Below are 25,796 nucleotides of genomic sequence, written 5' to 3'. Positions count from 1 at the left end.
GCGTCGCCGGGGGCCCTTCCAGCCTCAATCGAGACGGTCGTCTTAGCGGGGCGTGGTCGCCGCGCCGGCCGCGCCGCCGAGCACGGCGCCGGCGACGGTCGAGCCGGTGTCGCCGCCGATCGCCTGGCCGGCCGCGGCGCCCGCCAGGGCTCCGGTGGCGGCGCGCTGTTCCATGCTGTAGCCGCAGGCCGACAGCGAGGCGACCAGGGCAGTGGCGGCGGCGATCTTGAGAACGGTCTTCATGAGAGAACTCCTTCGGGGAGGTTGAACCAGTGCGGGGGGAAACGTCGGCTAACCGTCACGGTTCCGAACCGCCGTTCTGCCGGCCCGCGACCCCGCGCCGCACGAAAAAGCGGCCGGAGGTCGCCCCCCGGCCGCCCGATGTCTTTCGATCGCGCCGAAATCAGCCGACGATCTGGTCGTCCGAGAAGAACTGCTCGATCTCGATCTTGGCGTTGTCCAGGCTGTCCGAGCCATGGACCGAGTTCTCACCGATCGACAGGGCGAACTGCTTGCGGATGGTGCCGTCGGCGGCCTGTTCCGGGTTGGTCGCGCCCATCACTTCGCGGTACTTGGCGACGGCGTTGTCGCCTTCCAGCACCTGCACCACCACCGGCTCGGCGGTCATCTGCTCGACCAGTTCGCCGTAGAAGGGGCGCTCGGCGTGCACTTCGTAGAACTTCTTGGCCTGGGCCTCGGTCAGCTTGACGCGACGCTGGGCGACGATGCGCAGGCCGGCGTCCTCGATCACGGCGTTGATCTTGCCGGTCAGGTTACGGCGGGTTGCATCGGGCTTGATGATCGAGAAGGTGCGTTCGGTCATGAGGAGGTTTCTGTTTGGGAGTTGAGGGTCGCGGGCTTATAGCGACGGCCTTCACCCTTTCCAAGGCGTCCCGATGCGCGCGGCCCGGCCGCATGCCGCCCGGGATCGCGACACAGTTCTCCGGCTCTCCCGACCATGCTCCAGATTACCGACCTGACCTTCAACGCCTGGGGCCGCAAGTTCCTGGTCGACGCCTCCGTCAGCCTGCCGCCGGGGGCCAAGGTCGGGCTGGTCGGGCGCAATGGCATCGGCAAATCGACCCTGTTCAAGCTGATCCTGGGCGAACTGGCCGCCGGCGGCGACGAGATCAGTCTGCCCAAGACCGCCCGCATCGGCTCGGTGGATCAGGAGCACCCGGCCACACCGGTCAGCGTCATCGACACCATCCTGGAGGCCGACGTCGAGCGGCACACCCTGCTGGGTCGGCTCGAAACCGCCGAGCCCGAGGAGATGGGCGAGATCTGGGCCCGGTTGATCGAGATCGACGCCGACGCCGCCCCGGCTCGCGCCGCCGAAATCCTGGCCGGCCTCGGTTTCGACCACGACAACCAGCAGCGCCCGATGTCGGAGTTCTCCGGCGGCTGGCGCATGCGCGTCGCCCTGGCCGCCGCCCTGTTCGCCGAGCCGGACATGCTGCTGCTGGACGAACCGACCAACTATCTCGATCTCGAGGGCGCGCTCTGGCTCGAGGCGCGGCTCAAGAAATACCCGCACACCGCCCTGATCATCTCCCACGACCGCGAGATGCTGAACGAGGTCTGCACCCACATCCTGCACCTCGCCAACCACACCCTGACGCTCTACACCGGCAACTACGATCAGTTCGAACAGGCCCGCGCCGAAAAGGCCCGGCTGCAGCTGTCGGCCAAGGCCAAACAGGACGCCGAGCGCGCCCACCTCCAGGCCTTCGTCGATCGCTTCAAGGCCAAGGCCTCCAAGGCCGCCCAGGCGCAGTCCCGCATGAAGCGTCTGGCCAAGATGCAACCGGTGGCGACCACGATCGAGGAACGGGTCGCCCCGTTCACCCTGCCCTCGCCGCCTCGCCCGCTGGCCCCGCCGCTGATCCGGCTGGAGCACGCCAATGTCGGCTATGAGACCGGCAAGCCCATCCTGCGAAACCTGAACCTGCGCATGGATCTCGACGACCGTATCGGCCTGCTGGGCGTCAACGGCGCGGGCAAGTCGACCTTCGCCAAGATGATCGCCGGGGCGCTGCAGGTCGAAACCGGTGAGCTGCACCGCGACCGCAAGATGCGCGTCGGCTGGTTCCACCAGCACCAGATCGAGGCCATGGACCCCACCGACACGCCGCTGGAGATCATCCGCCGGGCCATGCCCGACGCCGCCGAGAGCGCGCGCCGCTCGAAACTGGCGCAGTTCGGTCTCGGCTATGAGAAGCAGGAAACCACGGTCGACAGCCTTTCGGGCGGCGAGCGGGCGCGCCTGTTGCTCAACATGGTGGCCATGGACGCGCCCCACGTCCTGATCCTCGACGAACCGACCAACCACCTGGACATCGACAGCCGCCGGGCCCTGCTGGATGCGCTGAACGACTACAACGGCGCCGTCATCCTGATCACCCACGATCGGTCGCTGATGGAGATGGTCGCCGACCGCCTGTGGCTGGCCGCCGACGGCACGGTGAAACCCTATGACGGCGACATGGAGGACTACGCCAGGTTCGTCCTCGACCGCGCCAAACAGGCCGCCGTCAAACCCAGCCAAATCAAGAAGGAAGAGGCCGCCGCGTCGTCGCCGGAGAATGGTCGCGGCCCTGGCGATAAGGCCAACAAGAAGAAGCCCTCCGGCCCTTCGCCCTCGACCCTGCGGCATGCGGTGAAGAAGGCCGAAGAGCGCGTCACTCAACTGACCGCCGAGATCGCCCGCATCGACGACGACCTGGCCAACGCGTCTGTGTCGAACCCAAGCGCCCTGGAAGGCCTGACCCGCGCCCGCGCCAAGACCCAGTCCGATCTGGACGCCGCCGAAGCGCAGTGGATGGCCGCCGAGGAAGCCCTGGCGGAGGTGGCGTGACCCGCGCCATCGACGTTTCGTCGGACGACCGCCGTCGCCTGGCCACAGACCTTCGCGCTTGGCTGAACGAGGAACTGGACCTCGACATCACCGGGCTGCAGGCCGAAATGCTGCTCGACGAAGTCACCCGCCGCCTCGGTCCGGCCGTCTATAATCAGGCCCTCTACGACGCCCAGACCCTGCTCGCGGCCCGCATCGAGGCCCTGGGCGAAGACCTGCTCAGCCTGGAGCGTCCGGTCCCGCGCTGAAAGCAGCTGGCGCCAGCCGACCCTATTCCCGCCGCATCCGCGAACCACGTTTCACGATCGTCCCGTCCCAGGAGCGTCCCATGCGCGGATTTCTGACCCTGACCACCCTGATCACCATGGCGGCCGGCGCGGCCACGGCCCAGCCCATGCCGGACACCGCGCGCTATCGCGTCGATCTCGAGGCGCCGTCCGAAGGCCGTACGATTCATCTCTCCGCCACCGCGCCAGCGGGCGGCCGTGCCGACGCCCGCGACGCGGGCCCGGGCGCCCATGCGCTCAGCGTCCGCATCGATCCCGTACGGATGCAAGGCGAAGACAACCTGCAGGCCGCCATCGAGATCTCGCGGACCGAGGACGGGCAAACCGTGGTCCTGTCCTCCCCCCGCATCACCTTCCTCCCCGACGGTCAGGCCCGGATGAGCATCGAGACCGAGGACGGCCCCATCGCCGTCAGCGTCACCCCGGCAGGTTAGATCGGCCTGGCGCGAAATAACCTCTGATCCCTCTCCCGATGGGAGAGGGATCGTGCCTATTCCCCCATCCGGCCACGCGAAGACCCCGCCCTACGCCCCTTTCCGCCGCGCCAGCGTCCGTATCTCCGACCCCGCCCGGGCATCCCCCATCATCGCCGGATGGACATCACCGATACCCTGCATCCCGACGATGAGCGCTGGGACCGCGTTCGAGACTATTATCTGGACGGCGAACCGGCCTGGAGCGTTTGCCAGAACTTCGGCATCGCCCTGTCGACCTTCCGCGCCCGAGCGAAACGCGAGGGCTGGCGCCGCTGCGACCAGCCGGCCGACACGACTCCGCCGCTGGATGACGCGCTCGACGACGAACCCTTCGATCCCGACCTGTTGGTCATTCGCGCCCGCGCCCATCTGCGCCGCGCCGTCACCTCGGGCGACGCACTGAACGCGCTCAGATGGATGAAGATGGTCGAACAGCTCACCGACTTCGCCCGCCGCGAACGTTGCGTCCGCGTCCGCCACGCTCCCGACCCCAACCGGGCCGAGGACGAGGCCCGCGAAGCCGCCTGGCGCCGCCGCGAGATCATGGAGGGCCTGACCGCGCCGGATCTCGACCCCGACGACGACCTGGATTCGCCCTGCGTTCTGGACTCCGCCGTAGACCCCGAGTCCAACCCCAGCGCCGCCGCAGCGCCCGTTCAAGCCCCTGATCGCCTTGAACAATCAGAGGCGCTCTGCGACGAGCTGGACTCCCTGGACTCATTTTTCTCGACGGCCGAATTGGCCGCTCGCCCCGAGCTCGCCGACGCGGTCCGGGCCATGAGCGCCCTGTCGCCCTTTCTCAGGGACCAGGCCCGAAAACGCGCGGGGCCGTGACCCCATGTCCGCCTCCCCGGCGCAGGCCGGGGCCCAGGAGGGCTTGCGTGAGATTCCGATGACAGGCTCGGGCCCACGGCCTCGGCGCTCACCCTCTGCGGATGAGACGTCCCCTCCGCCCACGCCGCCCCGACAGATGTCGGCCTTACTCCTCGATCGTCGCCAGGCTCGGTCGCTCGCCGCGTTTCGAGGCGGCGACCGCTTCCACGGCGCGCATCACCCGCAGGATGTTCTCGCCGGCCAGCTTTCGGATGTCGGCCTCGGACCAGCCGCGCGCCATCAGGGCGGCCAGCAGGGGCGGATAGGCGTCCACGCCGGTCATGCCGTCGGGCAGGCTGGTGATGCCGTCAAAGTCGCCGCCGATGCCGACGTGGTCGATGCCGGCGACGTCACGGACATGCTCGATGTGGGCCACGACGTCGTCGATCCCGGCCGTGGGCGTCGGGTTGGCGGCGCTCCAGGTTTCCAGTCCGCGCGTCACCGCGCCGGGATCGCCGGGATGAAGCGATGTCAGCCGAGCGCTCTCTGCCGCCCGCGCCGCGCCCCAGGCGCGCACCTGTTCATTGATAAAGCCGGGCACGAAGGTGACCATGACCACGCCCCCATCCTGGGGCATCTGACGCAGCACGGTGTCGGGCACGTTCCGGGGATGATCCGTCACGCCGCGCGCCGAGGAGTGGGAGAAGATCACCGGCGCCTCGGACACGCGCAGCGCATCCATCATCGTCTCCTCCGAGACGTGACTGAGATCGACCATCATGCCCAGGCGGTTCATCTCCCGCACCACCGCCTCGCCGAAGGGCGACAGGCCGCCGTGCTGGGGCGCGTCCGTGGCGCTGTCGGCCCAGGTGGTGGTGCGCGAATGGGTCAGGGTCATGTAGCGGGCCCCCGCCGCGTGGAATTCGCGCAGCAGGCCCAGCGAATCGTTGATCGAATAGCCGCCCTCCATCCCGACCAGGGAGGCCACCCGGCCCTCGCGGTGGATGCGCTCGATGTCGTCGGCGGTGGTCGCCCATTCGAAGACATCGGGGTGGGCGGCCAGGATGCGGCGCACCGTGTCGATCTGCTCGAAGGTGGCCTGCACCGCCTCCTGCGGCATCAGGGAGGCCGGCACATAGACCGACCAGAACTGGCCGCCCACGCCGCCGGCGCGCAGGCGGGGGATGTCGGTGTGCAGCAGGGGATCGGTGTCGACGTGGTCCCGCGTCAGGTCGGCGCGATAGGGGTCATTGCCCCACTCGCCCCTGAGCGCCCAGGGCAGGTCATTGTGGCCGTCGATCAGGGGGGTGGTGCGCAGGATCTCCCGCACGCGAGCCTCGTCCTGGGCGGCCGCGGGATGGGCGGCGGCGAGAACGGCGGCGGCGGCCAGGGCGGTGCGGATCATCGGCGGGCTCCCCTCTGCGAGTCAGACAGCGAAGGTGGCACGGCCGGGGCTGCGCGGGAACCGGGGTTGCGCCCGCCGCCCGGAAACGCGATCTGGCCCCCATGACCGCGCCCCACGCCCTGATCGGCCTGTCCGAGATCGCCGACCGCTATGACGTCCTGCTGTGTGACGTCTGGGGGGTCATCCACAATGGCCGCGAAAGCTGGCCGGCGCCGCTGGAGGCGCTGACCCGCTTCCAGGCCGAAGGGCATGGCCAGGTCGTGCTGATCTCCAACTCGCCGCGCCCGTCCCAGGATGTGGTCGCCCAGCTGGACGGGCTGAATGTCCCGCGCGGGGCCTGGCGAGCCTTCGTCACCTCGGGCGACGCCACACGGGCCGAGCTAGCGCGCCGGTCCCCGGGCCCCGCCTGGGCCATCGGGCCGGAGCGGGACAATGTGCTCTACGAAGGCACCGGCGTGGTGCTCACCGCTGCGCCGGATGAGGCGGCCCTGATCTCCTGCACCGGCCCCTATGATGACGCGACCGAGACGCCCGAGGACTATCGCGCGCGGTTCGAGGGCGCCGTCGCGCGCGATCTGGAGATGATCTGCGCCAACCCCGACATCGTCGTGCAGAAGGGCGACAGGCTGATCTATTGCGGCGGCGCCCTGGCCCAGCTCTACGCCGCCATGGGCGGCCGGGTGACCATGGCCGGCAAGCCGCACGGGCCGATCTACGACCTCGCGATCAAGGAGGCCGAGGCCTTGCTCGGCCGCTCGGTCGATCGCTCGCGCGTGCTGTGCATCGGCGACGGGGTGGTCACCGACGTGCGCGGCGCCAACGCCCAAGGCCTGGATTGTTTGTTCATCGCCTCGGGCATCCACGGCGGCGCCGCGCGGGGTCAGGACGACCTTGTCGACGCCGAAAAGGCCGCCGATCTTCTCAGGGCCGAGACGACCTACGCTCGCTACGCCATGCTTGAGCTGACCTGGTGAGGCTTCCCCCCTCCCCCCTGCGGCGCTAAACCGCGACATGGTCGGACAGCACCCCTCGGGCGGATACATCCTGGAAGAGCTCTCGGTCGGCATGAGCGCCGAGAAGCCGGTCACCGTCACCGAGGAGCGGATCCAGCGCTTCGCCGAGGCGTCGGACGACTTCAATCCCGTGCACATGGACGAAGCCTATGCGGCCAAGACCGCCTATCGCGGGCGGATCGCGCATGGCCTGCTGTCCGCCAGCTTCGGATCGGCGGTGGTCGGCACCATCCTGCCCGGCGCCGGCGCCATCTACCTGAGCCAGACCCTGGCCTTCCACCGGCCGGTCAAGATCGGCGACGTGGTGGTGGCCAAGGTCACCGTGGCGGCGGTGGATGAGGAGAGCGCGCGCGTCACGCTCAGCTGCGAGGGCTATGTCGACGGCCAGCTGATCATGGATGGCGAGGCCCTGGTCCGCGTCCCGCGTCGCCGCCGGCCGGCAAAGGGCTGAAGGCTTTGACCCTCCGCGTGGTCCGCGACTGGCGCGACCTGCCCGCCGCCGACCGGGGCGCGGCCGTGGCCATCGGCGCCTTCGACGGCGTGCACCGGGGACATCAGGCGGTGATCGCCGAGGCCCGCGCGGCGGCCGAACGGCTCGGCGCCCCGCTTGGGGTGGTCACCTTCGACCCTCACCCGCGCCGCTGGTTCCAGCCCGACGCCGCCCCCTTCGCCCTGATGACCGAGGCCCAGCTGCTGCGCGCGCTGGCCGCCGAGGGGGTGGAGATCGCCTACCTGTTGCCGTTCGACGCCGAGATGGCGGCCATGACGGACGGCGCGTTCGCCCGCCGGGTGCTGGCCGAAGGCTTGGGCGTGCGCCACGTCGCGGTCGGATTTGACTTCACCTACGGCAAGGGCCGCTCCGGCAGTCCGGAGGCCCTCACGCGCGAGGGCGAGGCGCTGGGCTTCACCGTCTCGGTCACCCCGCGCCGCGACGACCGGGACGGGCTGAAGCTGTCGTCCAGCGCGGTGCGCGAGGCGGTCCACGCCGGGGACATGGCGCGGGCCCGCGCCATCCTGGGCCGGCCCTTCGCCATCGAGGGCGAGGTGATCCACGGCGACAAGCGCGGCCGTCAGATCGGCGTCCCGACCGCCAATGCGGCGTTGGGCGACTACATGCGTCCGGCCTACGGCGTCTACGCCACCCGGACGCGCCTGGCCGACGGCCGGGTGATCGACGGCGTCGCCAGCCTGGGCGTCCGACCGATGTTCAAGCTGGATCAGCCCCTTCTCGAGGTGTGGCTGTTCGACTTCTCCGGCGACCTCTACGGCCAGACCATCGAGACCGAGCTCGTCGCGCTACTGCGCGGTGAGCAGACCTTCGAGGACCTCGACGCCCTCAAGGCCCAGATCGACGCCGACGCCCGAGCGGCGCGGGCCGTGCTCGCCGGCTAGAGATTCTCCCTAAGCCATCCGGCCGCGCGGCCGAGGACAGAGCGGCTCTGGACGCGGGGCGCGTCGGCGGCGGTGATCTGGCGGGCCATCAGCTTGCGGGCCGAGACGGCCTCGCGCGGACCATAGGCGGCCCGCAGCAGCACGCCGGAGGCGGCGCAGAAGGCCGGGCCCGAGGCGGCGTCGGCTAGGTGCGGCGCGCGCTGGGGGCGACCCAGGCGGACCGGGCGGTCGAACACCCGCACGGCCAACTCGCGCACGCCGTTCAGCTGGCTGGCGCCGCCGGTCAGGACCACGCCCATGCCGGGGTCCAGGCCCGCGCCCGACGACCGCAGCCGGTCGCGCAGCATCTCCAGCGTCTCCTCGACGCGCGGGGCGATCACGGTCTTGAGCATTGCCCGGGGGACATAGACGGGGCCGGCCGAGGGGTCCTCGCCGCGCGGCGGGGCCTCGAGCGTCTCGCGGTCTTCGTTGGCGCTGGCCATGGCCGAGCCGTGCAGCGTCTTGAGCCTCTCCGCGCCCGCGCGGCTGGTCGACAGACCGCGAGCGATATCGGAGGTTACATGGTCGCCGCCGACACCCAGCGTCTCGACGTGCAGCAGCGCGCCGCCGCCCCACAGAGCCGCCGAGGTCGAGCCGCCGCCCATGTCGATACAGACGGCCCCCAGCTCCATCTCGTCCTCCTCCAGCGCCGCCAGGGACGACACCACCGGCGCGGCCGCCACGCCCTGCAGGTCCAGGTGGGCCAGTTCAATACAGTGGCTGAGAGAGGCGAATACGCCCTCGGACATCGACACCACCATCAGGTCGAGACCCAGGGCAGAGCCCTTCATCTGGCGCGGGTCGCGCACGCCGCGAGCGCCATCGACCGACCAGCCGATCGGCAGGACGTGGATGGGGCGGCGATTGGGGAAGCGCAGCTGATCCAGACCGGAGGCGATGGCGCGGGCCAGGTCGGCGTCGCCGATCGGCTGGCTGCCCAGGGAGACGCGGGTCTTCACCCGGTGGCCCTGCATCTGGCCGATGGCGGTGGTGACGACCACGCCGGAGACCGGCGCGCCGGCGGCGCGCTCGGCGCGCTCGACCGCCTGGCCGATGGCGGCGGCGGCCTCGTCCATGTCGACGATGGCCCCGCCCCGGACGCCGCGCGACTGAACATGGCCGACGCCGGCGACGCGGATGGTCCGATCGGCGTGGCGCACGCCCTCGGGCGTCATGATGAAACAGGCGACCTTGGTCTGGCCCAGGTCCAGCGAGGCCACCACCGGCGCGCGCGCGTGGGCGGCGGTCATGCCCAGCCGCGCCTCGACCGTCTGTCCCTTATCCTTCTTCATCGACCGACCCGCATCCCTTGAATTCTCATACCGACCCCGCGTCCCGACCCGGGCGAATGGCCACCGCTTCCGGCGAACGCAGATCGACCCGGGCGAAACCGAGGTCGAGCAGCCGCTCGCGCTGATCCAGGGCGTCCAGCTGGATCAGCGCCGCCTCCTCATCAATGGCGGGCAGCTGGATCACCGATCCGTCCTTCAGCCGCACGTCCCAGCGTCGCTGATCGACCCGCACCAGCGCCTCGGTGCGTTCCATCAGCCGGGGCCGCTGGGCGATCAGGGGCAGGATCTCGGCCGCCGCCTGATCCGCGCCGGCACCGACGATCAGGGGAAGCTCGGGATGGCGGCCGGGATCGGCGCCGGGAATGACATTGCCCTGGGGGTCGACGACATAGGCCTGGCCGGCGGTCTGCCACACGGCCATGCGGTCGTGCTCGACGACCGAGACGATCAGGGTGTCAGGCAGCAACCGCACCACCGTGGCCTCGCGCACCCAGCCGACCTGTTCGACCGCCGCCTTGAGCGCGTCGAGGTCCAGGCCGGTGATCGGTTGGCCGGGCTGCAGCGGCAGGGCGGCGCGGATGGCGGCCGAGGCCTCGGGCGAGGCGCCCTGTAGGTGCACGCGCTGGAGCCTGAGGCCCATGCCGCCAAGAGTGGTGTCGACCTTGTGCGAAACGGCGGCGCCGATGCGGTCGGCGCGGGCGCCGGTGAACAGCACGCCGCCCAGCAGCAGCACGCCGGCCACGGCGCTGATGATCACCGCGCGAGGGCTCATGTCGACGCGTCCGACGGCCGAGACCTTGCCCGGCACGGCGGCGGGGCCGCGTCCGCGTGGGGCGGGCGCGCGGCCCTTGGGCCCGGACTGACGGCGACCGCCGCGCACTACCGCCGGCATGAGGCGTCCTCCACCATCCACCGGACCAGGGCCGGATAGTCCATGCCGACATGGGCCGCCTGTTCGGGGGCCAGTGAGGTCGGGGTCATGCCGGGCTGGGTGTTGATCTCCAGCACCACCAGCAGGTCGCGCTCGGCGCCATAGCGGAAGTCGGTCCGGGTCACACCGCGACAGCCCATGGCCGTATGGGCCAGCTCAGCCTCGCGCAGGCAGCGCTCAAAGACGGCGGGCGGGATGTCGGCCGGCAGCTGATGGATCGAGCCGCCCGGCGCGTATTTGGCTTCATAGTCGTAGAAGCCTTTCACCGGCGTGATGTCGGTCACGGTCAGGGCGCGGGGACCGCTCGCCTCGCCCAGCACGGTGACGCACAGCTCGCGCCCGGCGATGAAGGGCTCGACCATGACCTGCTCGCCATAGGTCCAGTCGTCGGCGCCGACCGCTGCGACGGGCGTCTCGCCCTGGCGCACCAGATAGACCCCGACCGAGGACCCCTCGGCGTTGGGCTTGATCACATAGGGCGGGTCGATGACGTGACCGGCGGCCACGGCGCGGCGGTCGAACAGGCCGCCGCCGGGCACCACGACCCCCGCCCCCGCCAGCACGGCCTTGGACCGATGCTTGTCCATGGCCAGCGCCGAGGCCAGCACGCCGGAGTGGGTGTAGGGAATGGCCAGGGTCTCGAGCACGCCCTGGACACAGCCGTCCTCGCCCCAGACGCCGTGGAGCGCATTGAAGGCGACATCGGGCTTCAGCTCGGCCAGGACCTGGGCCAGGTCGCGGCCGGCGTCGACGCGGCTGACCCGCGCGACCTGCCCTTCCAGCGCCTCGGCGCACATGCGGCCGGACGACAGCGACACCTCGCGCTCGGACGACAGTCCGCCCATCAGGACGGCGACATGAAGCTCGGAGAGCGGGCGGGACATGCGGATGCGGGAACTCGACGAGGAAAGCGGACGGCCGGCCGCCTAGATCGCCCCATCAAGGTTTACGGCGAGTTTACCAAGGACGATTCGCCTGAGGTTTTCCGCGCCGGGCGATATCGTCCTGGTCGCCCTCAATCGCAGACTGGCAGCCAGTCATCGCCCAGCACCGCGATACCCAGTCCAGGCGCGGCCCGCTCTGCTAGCGTTTCCAGATCGGGGTCATCCGCACGAGCTCGGTCCTCCACTCCCGAAACGCCGTAACAGCGCGCCAGAAGCTCGGCCGACGGGAACAGCACGGGGTCTCCGTCCGGCAGGCGCGCCCTCTCTTCGGCCGTCAGGCGCTCAAAGCCGGTGTCGATCAGCAGGGCAGGCTCGAAACCGATCCGTTGCGCAAAGGCGCTCTCGCGCGTGCGATAGCCCTCAATGGTCGCCCTCATGGACTCGGCCTCGGCGGTGATCTCATCCGCGCTCATCCCGCCGGCCTGCGCGGCCTCGGTCATCCGGGCGATCTGCCGGTCCAGGTTCATGGACGTCAGGGTGCCGTGAAAGCCGAGGAAGGAATCCGCCTCGACGATTTTCCGACGACCGGCGAGGAACAGGTAGTTGGCGCAGCTGGAGATGCAGTGCCCACGCACGACCACGTCCAGATCGCGGTCGCGGATGGCGTTGGCGATGTCGAGCGCGGCGTCCGCGTCCCCGCCCCTCGAGGTGACGATGACGGTTCTGGTCGCGCCGTCGATCAGGTCTGAGAAGGCGTCGCGCGACGCTTCGGTGATGCGGCCTTGGAAGACGAGGGTTTCGGCGTCCTGCCGCGACCAGCCGGTCGGCGCGGCCGGCAACTCCGCGGCGGTTTGCTGAACCCCGGCCAGGGACAGAGCCGAAAGAGCGTAGAGGAAAAAGCTCATCGTGGCTCCAGATCTTGGCCAGCGTCGGACGGCGGCCGCCCGATGCGCTTGATTTCCCAGTCCAGCTGCACGCCGGTCTTGGCCAGAACGTCGGCGCGAACGGCCTCGCCCAGGCCTTCGATGTCGGCGGCGGTGGCCTCGCCGGGGTTGATCATGAAGTTGGAATGCAGCTCGGAGAACTTGGCGCCGCCGCCGGTTTCGGCGTGCAACCTGCCGCGCCAGCCCGCCTCATCGACAAGTTTCCAGGAGGAATGGCCGGGCGGGTTCTTGAAGGTCGAGCCGCCGGTCTTCTCGCGGATCGGCTGGGTCTGTTCGCGGCGGCTGGTGATCTCGGCGATGCGCGCGGCGACGGCCTCGGGCGCGTCGGGGTTGCCGCGATAGGTCGCCTCAACCCAGATGATCTCGGCCGGGGCCTCGGAATGGCGATAGGTGTAGCCGAAGTCGGCCAGCGCATAATCCACCCGCTCGCCCGCCCGGTTAAGGCCCCAGGCGGAGACGAGGACGTCGCGGGTCTCCGAGCCGTAGCAGCCGGCGTTCATGGTCAGGGCGCCGCCGATGGTTCCGGGGATGCCGGCGTAGAACTCCAGCCCGGCGATCCCGGCCCTGGCGCTGGCCTTGGCGACCATGGCGTCCAGCGCGCCGGCGCCGGCGGTCACCGTGTCGCCCTCGGCGGTGATCTGGGCCCAGGCCCGGCCGGCCAGGCGGATGACTACGCCCTCGACCCCGCCGTCGCGCACGATGACATTGGAGCCGACTCCCAGCACGGTGACGGGTACGGCCGGGTCCAGTTCTTTGAGGAAATCCGTCAGATCGTCGGCGTCGGCCGGGATCAACAGGGCGTCGGCCGCGCCGCCGACCCGGAACCAGGTGTAGGGGCCGAGCGGCTCATCTTGCAGCAGCTTGCCGCGCACCTGAGGTAGACTGTGTCGCCAACTCAACGCGGTGCCTCCGTCGAAACTGACCGGAAGGTGACGTAGCAGCAATCCGGGCCTTCAATCGCCGTGACCACCTCGACTTCGCGGCCGTAGGTTTCCAGGATCCAACGCCGCCAGACCCAGCCGATGGCTTCCGCGTTGGCCCGCGCAATCTCCGCATGAAAAACCGGCTCATCCGGTTTCTCGCCTTCGTAGAGAAGGCCTACGCCGTTGGTGGCTTCCTCTGCGGTGGCGATGTCAACGACGCCGCCGTCGAACTCGGACTGGTCAAGAAGGCCGTCTACCAAGCTGCGGTCGAACGCCGGCTCTACAAATAGACCGCCCCTGTAGGCGACAAGGGTCGGAAAAAGCAGTCGGTAATGCGCCAAGGTCTCGCGCGGGTTGCTGCCGAGAAACATGATGTCAGCGTCCGCGCCCGGTGCTTGGACGGAGCCAAGGGTTTCAAGAAGGTGGACGCTCGCCTCGCTCACCCTAGCCCCTCCAACTGCCCCGGAAGCGCATAGGCCCACTGGGTGATATCACCGGCGCCGAGGAAGACGACCAGGTCGCCCGGCTTGGCCTCCTCGGCGATCATGGCGGGCAGGTCGTCGACCGAGGCCAGAGCCGAGACGCGGCGGTGGCCGAAGCGGCGGACGCCTTCGACCAGGGCGTCCTTGTCCACGCCCTCGATCGGCGTCTCACCGGCCGGATAGACATCGGCGACGAACACCGAGTCCGCATCGCCGAAACAGGTGGAGAAGTCGTCCATCAGGTCGCGCAGGCGGGTGAAGCGGTGCGGCTGGACCACGGCGATGACGCGACCGTGGTCCTCGCCCTCCCCCGCCCCTTGCGTCACCTCGCGGGCGGCCTTGAGCACGGCGGCGATCTCGACCGGGTGGTGGCCGTAGTCGTCGACGATGCGGACGCCGTTGACGATGCCCGTAGTGGTGAAGCGCCGACGCACCCCGCCGAAGCCGGCCAGGCCCTGACGGATGGCGTCCTCGGTGACCTCCAGCTCGCGCGCCACGGCGATGGCGGCCAGCGCATTGGCGACATTGTGCCCGCCGGTCATGGGCAGATGCAGGTTCTCCATCCGCTGGGGCGTGTCGAGCGCGGCCAGCCCCTGGCCCTGGATGACGACGTCGAAGCGGGCGCCGTCGGCGGCCATGCGGACGTTCTCGGCCCGGACCATGGCCTGGGGGCTATGGCCATAGGTGATCAGCCGCCGGTTATCGATCTGGGCGACCAGCCGCTGGACCTCGGGGTGGTCCAGGCAGACGGCGGCGAAGCCGTAGAAGGGCGTGTTCTCGACGAAATCGACGAAGGCTTTCCGCACCCCGTCAAAATCGCCGTAGTGGTCTAGGTGCTCGGGGTCGATGTTGGTGACGATCGCCACGGTCGACTTGAGGCGCAGGAAGCTGCCGTCCGACTCGTCGGCCTCGACCACGATCCAGTCGCCCTCGCCCACCTTGGCGTTGGCGCCATAGGCGTTGATGATGCCGCCGTTGACGATGGTCGGGTCCATGCCGCCCGCGTCCAGCACCGCCGCGACCATGGAGGTGGTGGTGGTCTTGCCGTGGGTGCCCGCCACCCCGATCGAGAACTGCAGCCGCATCAGCTCCGCCAGCATCTCGGCGCGGCGGACCAGGGGGATGCGGCGCTCGCGCGCGGCGCGGAGCTCGGGGTTGTCCATCTTGACCGCGGTCGAATAGACCACCGCCGAGACGTCGTCGCCGATCTGTTCGGCGTCATGGCCAATGTGGATGGTCGCGCCCAGGCTTTCGAGACGCTGGGTGTTGGTCGAGGCCTTGGCGTCGGAGCCCTGAACCTTGTAGCCGATCTTGAGCATGATCTCGGCGATGCCGCTCATGCCGATGCCGCCGATGCCGACGAAATGGACCGGACCGAGGTCGAAGGGGACGGGGCGCAGGCGAGGGCTCATTGGGGCGTCTTAGCGAGGTTCAGGGGTGGTGCAAACGCATCCTTATCCCCGCCTCCCCGGCGAAGGCCGGGGCCCAGGGCCACGAGCGCAAGCCTTCACCACGAGCTCACGCAGACCCACCTGGACCCCGGCCTTCGCCGCGGAAACGGGCTTAGATCAGCTTCACACTATAAAGACACCGCATTGACACGCCGGGTCGTGGCCACCACGTTCGCGCGCTTTTTCAGCCGGACCCCCGAATTCATGCAACTCGTCATCGTCGAAAGCCCGGCCAAGGCCAAGACCATCAACAAATACCTCGGCTCGGACTATCAGGTGCTGGCCTCCTACGGTCACGTGCGCGACCTGCCGTCCAAGGATGGCTCGGTCCTGCCCGACGACGACTTCGCCATGAGCTGGGAGGTCGATGCGCGGGCCTCCAAGCGCCTGTCCGAGATCGCCGAGGCCGCCAAGAAGGCCGATCGCGTCATCCTGGCCACCGACCCCGACCGCGAAGGCGAGGCGATCAGCTGGCACGTGCTGGAGGTGCTGACCAAGAAGAAGGCGCTGAAGGACACCGACGTCCAGCGTGTCACCTTCAACGCCATCACCAAGAGCGCCGTGCTGGACGCCATGGCCAATCCGCGCCAGCTGGATATGGAGCTGGTCGAGGCCTATCTGGCCCGCCGCGCGCTGGACTATCTGGTCGGCTTCACCCTGTCGCCGGTGCTGTGGCGCAAGCTTCCCGGCGCCCGCTCGGCGGGGCGCGTGCAATCCGTCGCCCTTCGCATCGTCGTCGATCGCGAGATGGAGATCGAGCGGTTCCGGGCCCAGGAATACTGGTCGGTCGAGGCCGACGTCACCGCCGACAGCCCGCCCTTCACCGCTCGACTGGTCAAGCACGCCGGCAAGCGCGTGCAGCGGCTGGACATCAAGGACGAGGCCACCGCCTCGGCTGCCCGCTCGGCGATCGAGGCCGCCAGCCTGTCGATCCGCGCCATCGAGAAGAAGCCGGTCAAGCGCAGCCCTGCCCCGCCCTTCACCACCTCGACCCTGCAACAGGAAGCATCTCGCAAGCTCGGCTTCACCGCCCAGCGCACCATGCAGGCGGCCCAGAAGCTGTACGAGGGCGTCGACGATCAGGGCGGCCTGATCACCTATATGCGGACCGACGGCCTGTTCGTCTCGCCCGAGGGCATCGCCCAGGCGCGCGAGGTGGTCGGCCAGCGTTTCGGCCCCGCCTATGTCCCGGGTGAGCCCCGCTACTACAAGTCCAAGGCCAAGAACGCCCAGGAGGCGCACGAGGCCATCCGCCCGACCAACATCGCCCGCGCGCCCGAGACCCTGCGCCTGGAGAGCGATCTGGCGCGGCTCTATGAGCTGATCTGGAAGCGAATGGTCGCCAGCCAGATGGAGAACGCCCGTCTGGACCGCACCACGGTCGAGATCGAGAGCGCCGACGGCCAGACGGGTCTGCGCGCCACCGGCCAGGTGGTCGCCTTCGACGGCTTCATGGCCGTGTACGAAGAGGGCCGCGACGAGCGTCAGAAGGGCGCCGAGAGCGAGGAGGACGACGACTCCACCCGCCTGCCGGCGCTCAAGGAAGGCGCAACGGCCAAGCCCGAAGCGATCCGCACCGAGCAGCATTTCACCGAGCCGCCGCCGCGCTTCTCCGAGGCCACCCTGGTCAAGAAGCTGGAGGAGCTGGGCATTGGCCGGCCCTCCACCTACGCCTCGATCCTGACCACCCTGCGCGACCGCGAATATGTCCGCATGGACAAGAACCGCTTCTATCCCGAGGACAAGGGGCGGCTGGTCACGGCGTTTCTGGAACAGTTCTTCGCCCGTTGGGTGGAGTACGACTTCACCGCCGCCCTGGAGACCCGGCTGGACGAGGTGTCGGCGGGCGATCTGAACTGGAAGGTGCTGCTGCGCGACTTCTGGACCGACTTCCATGCGGCGACCCAGGCGGCCGGCGAGCTGCGCACCTCGGCCATTCTCGATCACCTGAACGAGGCGCTGGGCCCGCACATCTTCCCGGACAAGGGTGACGGCTCCGACCCGCGGGAATGCCCGCTGTGCCACGAGGGCCAGCTGAGCCTGAAGACCAGCCGCTTCGGCGCCTTCATCGGCTGCTCGCGATATCCCGAGTGCCGCTACACCCGCCCCGTGGCCTCTCCCGATGCGACCGATGGGTCCGCCGAAGGCGGCGATCGCCAGCTGGGCGTCGACCCGGAGACCGGCCAGCCGGTGGAGCTGAAGATCGGCCGCTTCGGCCCCTATGTGGAGACCACCCCGCCAGGTGCTGAGAAGCCGAAACGCTCGTCCCTGCCCAAGGGCTGGACGCCGGGCGGCATGGATCTGGAGAAGGCGCTGCGTCTGCTGACCCTGCCGCGCGAGGTCGGGCCGCACCCCGAGGACGGCAAGATGATCACCGCCGGGCTGGGGCGTTATGGGCCCTTCGTCCAGCACGCCGGCACCTACGCCAATGTCTCGGACATCGAGGAGGTGTTCGAGGTCGGACTGAACCGCGCCGTGGCGCTGTTGGCCGAAAAGCGCGCCGGACGGCCGGGACGCGGCTCGGCGGCGGCGCCGCTGAAGGCGCTGGGCGACCACCCGGAGACGGGCGAGCCGGTTCAGGTGATGGCCGGGCGCTTCGGCCCCTATGTGAAGTCGGGCAAGATCAACGCCACCCTGCCAAAGGGCATGGATCCCGAGGCCCTGACGATGGAGGAGGCCCTCCCCCTCATCGCGGCCAAGGCCGCCTCGGCGCCGGCGAAGAAGGGCGCGGCCAAGAAACCGGCGGCCAAGAAGAAGCCTGCGGCGAAGAAGAAGCCCGCCGTGAAGGCGAAGGCGACACCGAAATCCGCCTAGGAGCCTGGCCCACCGAATAACGGCGGATGATCAGCCCTCGCCGCCCTCGCCATCATCGACCTCGGGGCCGTCTTCGCCGTCGCCAGCCGCTTCCGGCAGGCGTTCGACCGAGACCACACGCTCGCCCTCGGCGGTGCGGAACACCGTGACGCCCTGGCTGGCGCGGCCGACGATGCGGACCTTGTCGACGCGGGTACGGATCATCTGGCCGCCCGAGGTGACAAGCAGCAGTTCGTCGGACTCCTCGATCGGGAAGGCGGCGGCCAGGCGCGAACCGGCGCGACCGCCCAGACCGTGGGCCGTCAGCCCCTTACCGCCCCGGCCGGTGCGACGATATTCGTAGGCGGAGGTCCGCTTGCCGAAGCCCGTGTCGGTGACCGTTAGGATGAACTGTTCGGCCGCGCCCAATTCGGCGATGCGCTCCAGACTCAGCACGGCGTCTTCGGCGACCGGATCGCCCGCGTCGTCGTCCGAGGTCCCGGCGACCGGGACCTCATCGTCGGCGCCCTCGACCGCGCGGCGCATGGCGTTGGCGTGTTTGACGTAGGCGGCGCGCTCTTCCGGCGTCGCATCGACGCGCGCGAGCACCGCCATGGAGATGACCGCGTCGTCCTCCTGCAGACGCACGCCGCGCACGCCGGTCGAATCGCGGCCCTTGAAAACGCGCACGTCGTCGGCCTTGAAGCGGATGGCCTGACCGCGGGCGGTGGTCAGCAGGATGTCGTCCTCGCCGGTGCACAGGGCCACGCCGACCATGTGGTCGCCGTCCTCCAGCTTCATGGCGATCTTGCCGGCGCGGTTCACCGTGGCGAAGTCGCTGAGCTTGTTGCGCCGCACGTCGCCGGACTTGGTGGCGAACATGATGTCGTAGTTCGCCCAGTCGGCTTCGTCCTCGGGCAGCGGCAGCACGTTCATGATCGAGTCGCCGGGCTCGATCGGCAGCAGATTCACGAATGCCTTGCCACGCGAGGTCGGGCCGCCCAGCGGCAGCCTCCAGACCTTGAGCTTGTAGGCCTTTCCATTGGTGGCGAAGAACAGAACGGGTGCGTGGGTCGAGGCCGAGAACACGCCGGTGATGGCGTCCTCGTCCTTCATCCGCATGCCGGACTTGCCCTTGCCGCCGCGATGCTGGGTTCGATAGGCGTTCAGGGCGACGCGCTTGACGTAGCCGGTATGGGTGACGGTGACGACCATGTCCTCGCGCGGGATCAGGTCCTCGTCCTCCATGTCGCCGTCGCCCTCGCCGATAACGGTGCGGCGCGGCACGGCGAACTCGGCGCGCACGGCGAGCAGGTCGTCGCGGATCAGGGCGATGATGTGCTTACGGTCACTGAGCAGGGTCAGGTGGCTCTGGATGGTGTCGGCCAGGCTGCGGGCCTCGCCCATGATCTCGTCGCGGCCCAGGCCGGTCAGGCGGCTGAGCGTCAGGGCCAGGATGGCGCGGGCCTGTTCGTCGGTCAGACGCAGCTTGTCGCCGTCGATGACGATCGAGCGCGGGTCGGCGATCAGCTCGACCAGGGCGATCATGTCGCCCACCGGCCACGGCTTGCCCTGCAGCCGCTCGCGCGCCTCCGCGGGATCGGCCGAGGAGCGGATGATGTGGATCACCTCGTCGATGTTGGCGACGGCGGTGGCCAGGCCGACCAGCACGTGGCCGCGGTCGCGCGCCTTGGCCAGCTCGTACTTGATGCGCCGGACGACGACCTCTTCGCGGAACTCCAGAAAGGCGTCGATCAGGGCGCGCAGGCCCATCTGTTCGGGCCGGCCGCGGTTCAGCGCCAGCATGTTGACGCCGAACGAACTCTGCAGCGCCGTGTAGCGATACAGCTGGTTCAGCACCACGTCGCCCGAGGCGTCGCGCTTCAGCTCGATGACGATGCGCATGCCCTGGCGGCTGGATTCGTCGCGAACGTCGGAAATGCCCTCCAGCCGCTTTTCACGCACCATCTCGGCGATGCGCTCGATCAGGGTCTGTTTGTTCACCTGGAACGGGATCTCGGTGATCACGATGGCTTCGCGATCCTTGCGGATCTCCTCGATCGAGGCCTTGCCGCGCACCACCACCGAACCGCGACCGTCCAGCAGGGCGTTGCGCGCGCCCGTGCGGCCCATGATCTCGCCGCCGGTGGGAAAGTCCGGGCCCGGCACGATGTCCAGCAGCTGGTCGTGACCGATGTCGGGGTCGTCCAGCACCGCCACGCAGGCGTCGACGATCTCGCCCAGATTATGCGGCGGAATGTTGGTGGCCATGCCGACAGCGATGCCGCCGGCGCCGTTGACCAGCAGGTTCGGATACCGCGCCGGCAGGACGACGGGCTCCAGCTCCTTTTCGTCATAGTTCGGCTGGAAGTCGACGGTGTCCTTGTCGATGTCGGCCAGCAAGGCCACGGCCGCCGGAGCCATGCGCGATTCCGTGTATCGCATCGAGGCCGGCATATCGCCGTCAACCGAGCCGAAGTTGCCCTGCCCGTCGACCAGCATCAGCCCCATAGAGAACGGCTGGGCCATGCGCACCAGGGCCATATAGACCGACTGATCCCCGTGCGGATGGAACCGGCCCAGCACGTCGCCGACCACGCGGGCGCATTTCGAATAGGACCGGTTCGGCTCCATCCCCAGGTCGTGCATCGAATACAGGATGCGCCGGTGCACGGGCTTCAGGCCGTCGCGCGCGTCGGGCAGGGCGCGCGACACAATCACGCTCATCGCATAGTCGAGGTAGGACCTGCGCAGTTCGTCCTCGATGGAGATCGGGGCGATGTCTGAAGGCCCGCCCGGGGTCGGGGCGTCGATGTGGGAATCGTCGGTCAAGGGGGGTCTTTTGAGGCTGCTTCTGGGCCGGGAATCGGAACGCTATCCGGACCCCGACAGTTAGCAGTCCCAGCCCCTCAAAGCAAAGAAACGCGGGCCTTTCGCCGCCCGCTTCGCCATCTGGAGAAAGCTCAATGCGCACCCTCTTCGCCCTCGCCGCCGTTTCCGGCCTGACGCTGGCCGCCTGCACCGCCGAGGAGGCCGCCGCGCCCGCCGCCGATCCGGCCGCGACCACGCCTTCGCCCACCGCCCCGACCGTGGCGCGCGCGCCGGTCGGGGCCTCGGCCACCGTGCCCCTGCGCACCGCCGAGGGCGGCGACGCGGGCAGCGTCAACATCCGTCAGGGGTCTCAGGGTCTGGTCATGACCGTCGAGGCGACGGGCCTCACCCCCGGCTGGCACGGCATTCACCTGCACCAGGTCGGCACCTGTGACGGTCCGGCCTTCGAGAGCGCCGGCGGCCACATCCACATGGGCGAGGACGCCCCGACCCACGGCCTGCTGAACGCCGACGCCGACGACAGCGGCGACCTGCCCAACATCTGGGCCGGCCAGGACGGCCGCGCCATGGCCGAGATCTTCACTCCCTTCGCCCGTCTGGCCGACGCCGGTCCCGGCGTGCACCTGCTGGACGGCGACGGTTCGGCCATCGTCATCCACGCCAATGCCGACGACTATCAGAGCCAGCCCATCGGCGGGGCCGGCGACCGCGTCGCCTGCGGCGTCATCGCGGCCGGCTGATCCGCACTTACGAACCGACCGCGACGGCCCGCTGACCCCTCAGCGGGCCGTTCGCTCGTCCAGCATCCGCCGCATCAGCTCCAGTTGCTCGTTCTGGCGCTCGATGATGGATTGAAGCTGCTCGTTGCGGATCATCTCCAGCTTGTCGTGCAGGGCCATGATCTCAATTTCGGCCTTGAGATTGACCTGATAGTCGTTGGCCGCGTCCAGCCGATCCTTCGCCGCCTGGCGGTTCTGGCTCATCATGATCACCGGCGCCTGCAGAGCCGCCACCATGGACAGCATCAGGTTCAGGAAGATGAAGGGATAGGGGTCGAACGCGCCTCGCCCCAGGATCAGATTCAGCGCGGTCCAAACCGCCAGGAACACCCCGAACAGGCCGATGAAGGTCCATGATCCGCCGAACGCCGCCACCCGGTCGGCCAGCCGCTCGCCCAGGGACGCCTTGTCGTCATAGGCCCGGTTGATGTCCCGGGACACCGGCCGACGCCGAGCCGCATGGCCCAGCGCCTGTTTCTCCAGCGGCGGCAGCTCCCCCGCCGCCTTGTCGAGCCAGCGCCTGGAGAGGCTGTCGAGATCGAGATGGGTTTCGCTCATGTCCGGGGCTCCCTGAGACGGAGGGATCATCCACCCGCTCAGGCGCCTTCGGCAATCCGCCTATTCCCTCATCAGCGCCCACCCACGCACCGCCCCGGCAACCCCTACGACCGATTCCGTCGCCTATAATAGGAATATAATCCTCCACATGGGAGGGCCGCGATAATCTTCGGCTCCAGCGACAGCCGAGGATCATTATGGACACAGCCGCAAAGCCCTTCGAACCCTGGGGCGTGACGCTCAGGCGCGACCGCGAGCGGGCGGCGGCCATACTGACACTCACCGCCCTGAGCTTCGACGTGTCGCGCGACACGCTTGTCCGCGCCCGGCGCTGCGACGGACCGGCCTGCGTGGCGCGGCGGGCGGCCATCTATCTGGCGCGGATCACCTTCGACTGGCCGCTGCACCGGGTGGCGCGAGCGATGGGTTGCGACCGCTCCACGGTCGGTCTGGCCAGCCGCTGGATCGAGGACCGCCGCGACGATCCCGCCTTCGACGCCGTCATGTCCCGGCTGGAGGAAGCGCTGGCTCTGATCGAGGGACCGGGTCGATGACAAATCTCGACGACCGCGCCCGGCGCTTGCTGTTGCGCCCCGGAGCCTGGGTCGAGCAACGTCTCGACGCCGAGCCGCCCTATGCGCTCAGGCTCAACCCCGACCGGCGGCGTCGGCCTGTCTTGGAGTTCGACGAGGTCACCTTCCGCGCCCTCGCCGCCGAGCCGGGACTGATCGTCCAGTCCGCCCGCGCATGGCGCGCCCGCCCAGGCCCGTCCGACGGGCCCACGCCCGAACCCGGAAGACCAGGCATGATTCAGGGCCGCCGCCAGGTCATGACGCCAGACGGTCGCTGGCTGCCTTTGGGGGCCAACCTGACCCAGTCGCCGATCGCCTGGCTGGCCCGCCGGCGCGATCTGGATGGCCAGCCGTGGCTCAATCCGCTGCAGGCGGCGGCGGGAGAGCGCCTGCGCGCGGACGCCGAGCTGGCCAGCCTGGGCCAGCGCCTGACCGCCAACCACGACGCCCTGCCGCGCACAGGATCGGGTGGCGGCCGCGGCTACGCCCGCCATCCGACCCACATCGCAGCAGCCCGCCGCGTGGCCCGCGCTCTGGCCGCCGTCGATCCGCTGTTTCGTCCAATGGTCGAGGCGGTCTGCGTGAACGGCTCCTCGCTCCAGCTGGCCGAGAACGACCTCGGCGTGCGCCGCCGCGAAGGCAAGCTCGTGCTGCGGGAAGGTCTGGCCCAGCTGGCCCGGCACTATGGGGCGTGATGAATTACGCTTCCTCCCCCGACGCTGCGCGTCATGGGAGGATTACGTTACCCCGCCTCGACCGCCAGCGCGGCTTCGCGGATGCGGCCGACCATGGCGTTCAGGCCGTTGGCCCGCTGGCGGGTCAGGGCCTGGGGCAGTCCCAGCCGGTCCAGCGCGGCGCGGGCGTCGAAGCTGAGGATCTCGTCCGGCTCCCGCCCCGAGTACAGCCTGAGCAACAGCGCGATATTGCCCTTGGACAGGGCGCTGTCGGAGTCCGCGAGGAAGCTCAGGCGCGGCCCGTCGCGGCGGATCGCCAGCCAGACCTGGGCGGCGCAACCCGGCACCTTGTTCGGGTCGATCCGGTCGACCTCCGGCAGGGGCGCCAGTTCCTTGCCCAGTTCGATGACATATTCGATCCGGCTCTCCCAATCGCCCAGCAGATCGAATTCCTCGACCAAGTCGGTGAGCACGGCGTCTATGGAGGGCGGGGTCGTCATGACGGGCAGATAGGCCGCGCGGCGATCCGGGGCAAACCCGGCGAACTGGACAGACTGGACAAACTGGACTCTGCGCCGACCGCGACACGCCATCATCCTCCTGGCCTCCTCGTTCCCCTGCGGCGCGAACGGGGTCGCTGTCGGGCGGTCATCCGACTAGCCTCAGCCTCCAAACCGGGCCTATGCGCCTGATTCCGGGCCGATGGAGGGCCCCCGCCGGGTGATCAAGCGTCGCTTCGCCCCCTTGAACCAGTTGCCCAGCCTCGACGGCGAGGCGGTCGAGGCGCGCGCCGAGACCGCGCCCCTGGTCGCCGTCTGGGGGCTGGCGGTCGCCGCCGCCTTGGGTCTGTCGGCCCTGACGGCCGGCTGGCTTGAGGCCGACCGGATCGAGCCGTCCGTGGTCCCGGCCCTGCTGCTCCAGACCCTGCCGGGCCTGGCCGGCGTCTGGCTGGCGCTGAATTCCACCGTCACCGCCCGACGCCTGATGTTGCTGGCCTTCGCCCTGGCCGGAGTGGCGGCGGCGGCCATGACCGGCGGCCTGTCTGGCCCGGTCCCGGCCCTGGTCTTCCTGCCCCTGTTCGCCGGGATGGCCCTGGCCGCGCCGGAGGGGCGATCCGCCTCGCCGATCCTGCCGCTGGGCGGCGCCCTGGCCTCGGGTCTGGCGGCCGCGACCGGCCTGATTTCGGCCCTGGCTATCGGTGTCGGCGCGCCGGCGCCGACGCTTTCGGCCGTCACCACCCTGATCCTGCTGATCGCGGGCGCCGCCGCCATCGCCCTGGCCTGGAGCGGGGGCGGCCAGGATCACGTCGCCCAAGAACTGGGCGAGGACGACGCCCGCGCCCTGCTGGCCGATTTGCCGGGCCTGTCGGTCGTCATGTCCGCCTCGGGTCGCGCCCGCACCGCCTTCGGCTCGCCCCCGCCCGGGGTCACCGCCGACGCCTTGTTCGGAGAGGGTCTCGCCGACACCGCCGAAGCCGCCGACCGGCCGCTGGTCCAGTCCGCCCTGGATCGCGCCAACGCCGGGGAGGAGGTGCAGGTCGTGTTCACCCCGCGCACCGCGCCCAACCGCCGCGTCGCCGCCGTTATCCGCCCCCACGACGGCCGGCTGATCGCCCAGCTGTGGGACGCCAGCCCCCAGCGCGCCCGCGAGGCACGGCTGGACGCCGCGCGCCAGGCCGCCGAGGACCAGTCCGCCGGCAAGACCCGCTTCATCGCCTCCATGTCGCACGAGCTGCGCACCCCGCTGAACGCGGTGCTGGGCTTCTCGGACATCATGCGCAAACGCCTGTTCGGCCCCCTGCCCGACCGTTACGCCGAGTACGCCGACTCGATTCACCAGGCCGGTGGTCATTTGCTGGACCTGATCAACGACGTGCTGGACGTGTCCAAGATCGAGGCCGACCGGTTCGAGCTCAGCCCTGAGCGATTCGACGCCCGTGAGCCGGTCCGCGCGGCGCTGGATCTGGTCCAGCTGGCCGCCGCCCAGAAGTCGATCACCATCGTCGCCACGGTCGCCGACCAGGCCATTGAGGTGTTGGCCGACCGCCGCGCGCTGAAGCAGATCGCGCTGAACCTCTTGTCCAACGCCGTGAAGTTCACCCCGGAGGGCGGCGCCGTGACCCTGCGGCTCGAAGCCGTCGATCATGAGCTGGAGCTGCTGGTCGCCGACACCGGCGTCGGCATCGCGCCGGGCGATCTGGACCGGATCGGCAAGCCGTTCGAACAGGCGGGGTCGGCCGGACAGAAGGCGCTGGGGACCGGCCTCGGCCTATCCCTGGTCCGGTCTCTCGCCGAACTGCATCAGGGCCGCATGACCGTCGATAGCCGCCTCGATCACGGCACGGCCATTCTGGTGCGTTTGCCGGTGGTAGAGAGCGGGCCGGCGGTCGCCGACTGATC

Annotated in this window: 25 protein-coding genes; 12 read left to right on the top strand and 13 right to left on the bottom strand. The window is 69.6% G+C overall.

Going from position 1 to position 25,796, the window contains the following annotated elements; all coding sequences use genetic code 11:
- Positions 1-42: 42 nt before the first annotated feature.
- Both EES48_RS02360 and ndk read right to left on the bottom strand, forming a co-directional pair.
- Positions 43-243, bottom strand: a complete 201-nt coding sequence (locus EES48_RS02360; RefSeq protein WP_122464764.1) for a hypothetical protein — start codon at positions 241-243, stop codon at positions 43-45.
- A 160-nt stretch (positions 244-403) separates the two neighbouring features.
- Positions 404-823: a nucleoside-diphosphate kinase gene (ndk, locus tag EES48_RS02355; protein ID WP_122464763.1), complete on the bottom strand. Its 420-nt coding sequence runs from the start codon at positions 821-823 to the stop codon at positions 404-406.
- 135 nt (positions 824-958) lie between these two features.
- Here ndk and EES48_RS02350 point away from each other — a divergent pair, with 135 nt between their 5' ends.
- The 4 genes from EES48_RS02350 (at position 959) to EES48_RS02335 (ending at position 4,454) form a co-directional block, all read left to right on the top strand.
- Entirely contained in the window at positions 959-2,857 is a 1,899-nt protein-coding gene (locus EES48_RS02350; protein WP_122464762.1) for an ABC-F family ATP-binding cassette domain-containing protein, read from the top strand.
- The gene (locus EES48_RS02345) at positions 2,854-3,105 is read left to right on the top strand and encodes a DUF2164 domain-containing protein (RefSeq protein WP_240623185.1); all 252 of its coding nucleotides are present in this window, start codon (positions 2,854-2,856) and stop codon (positions 3,103-3,105) included. Before EES48_RS02350 ends, EES48_RS02345 begins: the two co-directional genes overlap by 4 nt.
- Before the next feature lie 80 nt (positions 3,106-3,185).
- Positions 3,186-3,578 carry a hypothetical protein gene (locus EES48_RS02340; protein ID WP_122464761.1) on the top strand — a complete coding sequence of 131 codons (393 nt, stop codon included), beginning with the start codon at positions 3,186-3,188 and terminating at the stop codon, positions 3,576-3,578.
- A 159-nt stretch (positions 3,579-3,737) separates the two neighbouring features.
- On the top strand, positions 3,738-4,454 hold the full coding sequence (locus EES48_RS02335) for a hypothetical protein (protein WP_122464760.1): 717 nt from the start codon (positions 3,738-3,740) through the stop codon (positions 4,452-4,454).
- Between the two features lie 145 nt (positions 4,455-4,599).
- On the opposite strand, the gene EES48_RS02330 is transcribed toward EES48_RS02335, so the two are convergent.
- Positions 4,600-5,838 carry a dipeptidase gene (locus tag EES48_RS02330; RefSeq protein ID WP_122464759.1) on the bottom strand — a complete coding sequence of 413 codons (1,239 nt, stop codon included), beginning with the start codon at positions 5,836-5,838 and terminating at the stop codon, positions 4,600-4,602.
- A gap of 101 nt (positions 5,839-5,939) precedes the next feature.
- Here EES48_RS02330 and EES48_RS02325 point away from each other — a divergent pair, with 101 nt between their 5' ends.
- Genes EES48_RS02325 through EES48_RS02315 form a run of 3 tightly spaced genes read left to right on the top strand, consistent with a single transcriptional unit; the run spans position 5,940 to position 8,243 of the window.
- Positions 5,940-6,812, top strand: coding sequence for a TIGR01459 family HAD-type hydrolase (locus EES48_RS02325; protein WP_122464758.1), 873 nt, complete (start codon positions 5,940-5,942; stop codon positions 6,810-6,812).
- Between the two features lie 37 nt (positions 6,813-6,849).
- Positions 6,850-7,302: a MaoC family dehydratase gene (locus EES48_RS02320; protein WP_122464757.1), complete on the top strand. Its 453-nt coding sequence runs from the start codon at positions 6,850-6,852 to the stop codon at positions 7,300-7,302.
- A gap of 5 nt (positions 7,303-7,307) precedes the next feature.
- Positions 7,308-8,243, top strand: a complete 936-nt coding sequence (locus EES48_RS02315; protein WP_122464756.1) for a bifunctional riboflavin kinase/FAD synthetase — start codon at positions 7,308-7,310, stop codon at positions 8,241-8,243.
- Here EES48_RS02315 and ftsA read toward each other — a convergent pair.
- The 7 genes from ftsA to murC form a co-directional block, all read right to left on the bottom strand.
- Positions 8,240-9,574 (bottom strand): cell division protein FtsA, encoded by a 1,335-nt coding sequence (gene ftsA, locus EES48_RS02310; protein ID WP_162997963.1) that lies wholly within the window; start codon positions 9,572-9,574, stop codon positions 8,240-8,242. The genes EES48_RS02315 and ftsA overlap by 4 nt on opposite strands.
- Positions 9,575-9,599: 25 nt before the next feature.
- Entirely contained in the window at positions 9,600-10,466 is an 867-nt protein-coding gene (locus tag EES48_RS02305) for a cell division protein FtsQ/DivIB (protein ID WP_122464755.1), read from the bottom strand.
- Entirely contained in the window at positions 10,454-11,389 is a 936-nt protein-coding gene (locus EES48_RS02300; RefSeq protein WP_122464754.1) for a D-alanine--D-alanine ligase, read from the bottom strand. Before EES48_RS02300 ends, EES48_RS02305 begins: the two co-directional genes overlap by 13 nt.
- 131 nt (positions 11,390-11,520) lie before the next feature.
- Positions 11,521-12,294: a hypothetical protein gene (locus EES48_RS02295; protein ID WP_122464753.1), complete on the bottom strand. Its 774-nt coding sequence runs from the start codon at positions 12,292-12,294 to the stop codon at positions 11,521-11,523.
- The gene (murB, locus tag EES48_RS02290; protein WP_122464752.1) at positions 12,291-13,232 is read right to left on the bottom strand and encodes a UDP-N-acetylmuramate dehydrogenase; all 942 of its coding nucleotides are present in this window, start codon (positions 13,230-13,232) and stop codon (positions 12,291-12,293) included. The genes EES48_RS02295 and murB overlap by 4 nt, the downstream gene beginning before the upstream one ends.
- Positions 13,229-13,699 carry a hypothetical protein gene (locus EES48_RS02285; RefSeq protein ID WP_122464751.1) on the bottom strand — a complete coding sequence of 157 codons (471 nt, stop codon included), beginning with the start codon at positions 13,697-13,699 and terminating at the stop codon, positions 13,229-13,231. Before EES48_RS02285 ends, murB begins: the two co-directional genes overlap by 4 nt.
- Positions 13,696-15,150: a UDP-N-acetylmuramate--L-alanine ligase gene (gene murC, locus EES48_RS02280; RefSeq protein WP_122464750.1), complete on the bottom strand. Its 1,455-nt coding sequence runs from the start codon at positions 15,148-15,150 to the stop codon at positions 13,696-13,698. Before murC ends, EES48_RS02285 begins: the two co-directional genes overlap by 4 nt.
- Positions 15,151-15,393: 243 nt before the next feature.
- Between murC and topA the strand changes: the two genes are divergently transcribed.
- Positions 15,394-18,003 (top strand): type I DNA topoisomerase, encoded by a 2,610-nt coding sequence (gene topA / locus EES48_RS02275; protein WP_122465093.1) that lies wholly within the window; start codon positions 15,394-15,396, stop codon positions 18,001-18,003.
- A gap of 30 nt (positions 18,004-18,033) precedes the next feature.
- Here the strand turns inward: topA and gyrA are convergent, their stop codons facing one another.
- The gene (gene gyrA / locus EES48_RS02270; RefSeq protein WP_122464749.1) at positions 18,034-20,814 is read right to left on the bottom strand and encodes a DNA gyrase subunit A; all 2,781 of its coding nucleotides are present in this window, start codon (positions 20,812-20,814) and stop codon (positions 18,034-18,036) included.
- A 134-nt stretch (positions 20,815-20,948) separates the two neighbouring features.
- Between gyrA and EES48_RS02265 the strand changes: the two genes are divergently transcribed.
- A complete protein-coding gene (locus EES48_RS02265; protein ID WP_122464748.1) occupies positions 20,949-21,554 on the top strand; it encodes a superoxide dismutase family protein in 606 nt (201 codons plus the stop codon).
- A gap of 39 nt (positions 21,555-21,593) precedes the next feature.
- Here the strand turns inward: EES48_RS02265 and EES48_RS02260 are convergent, their stop codons facing one another.
- Positions 21,594-22,151, bottom strand: a complete 558-nt coding sequence (locus tag EES48_RS02260) for a DUF1003 domain-containing protein (RefSeq protein ID WP_122464747.1) — start codon at positions 22,149-22,151, stop codon at positions 21,594-21,596.
- A 197-nt stretch (positions 22,152-22,348) separates the two neighbouring features.
- Between EES48_RS02260 and EES48_RS02255 the strand changes: the two genes are divergently transcribed.
- Positions 22,349-22,705 (top strand): chromosomal replication initiator DnaA, encoded by a 357-nt coding sequence (locus EES48_RS02255; protein ID WP_122464746.1) that lies wholly within the window; start codon positions 22,349-22,351, stop codon positions 22,703-22,705.
- Complete coding sequence (locus tag EES48_RS02250; RefSeq protein ID WP_122464745.1) at positions 22,702-23,418, top strand: DUF6456 domain-containing protein; 717 nt, start codon at positions 22,702-22,704, stop codon at positions 23,416-23,418. Before EES48_RS02255 ends, EES48_RS02250 begins: the two co-directional genes overlap by 4 nt.
- 47 nt (positions 23,419-23,465) lie before the next feature.
- Here the strand turns inward: EES48_RS02250 and EES48_RS02245 are convergent, their stop codons facing one another.
- Positions 23,466-23,897 (bottom strand): SufE family protein, encoded by a 432-nt coding sequence (locus EES48_RS02245; RefSeq protein WP_122465092.1) that lies wholly within the window; start codon positions 23,895-23,897, stop codon positions 23,466-23,468.
- A gap of 202 nt (positions 23,898-24,099) precedes the next feature.
- On the opposite strand from EES48_RS02245, the gene EES48_RS02240 reads away from it, so the two are divergent.
- On the top strand, positions 24,100-25,794 hold the full coding sequence (locus tag EES48_RS02240) for a sensor histidine kinase (protein ID WP_122464744.1): 1,695 nt from the start codon (positions 24,100-24,102) through the stop codon (positions 25,792-25,794).
- Positions 25,795-25,796: the final 2 nt, after the last annotated feature.

It is taken from the genome of Brevundimonas lutea, from assembly GCF_003704105.1.
Lineage (GTDB): Bacteria > Pseudomonadota > Alphaproteobacteria > Caulobacterales > Caulobacteraceae > Brevundimonas > Brevundimonas lutea.
The sequence above is the reverse complement of the archived record's forward strand: the minus strand, read 5'-3'. Positions and strand labels throughout refer to the sequence as shown.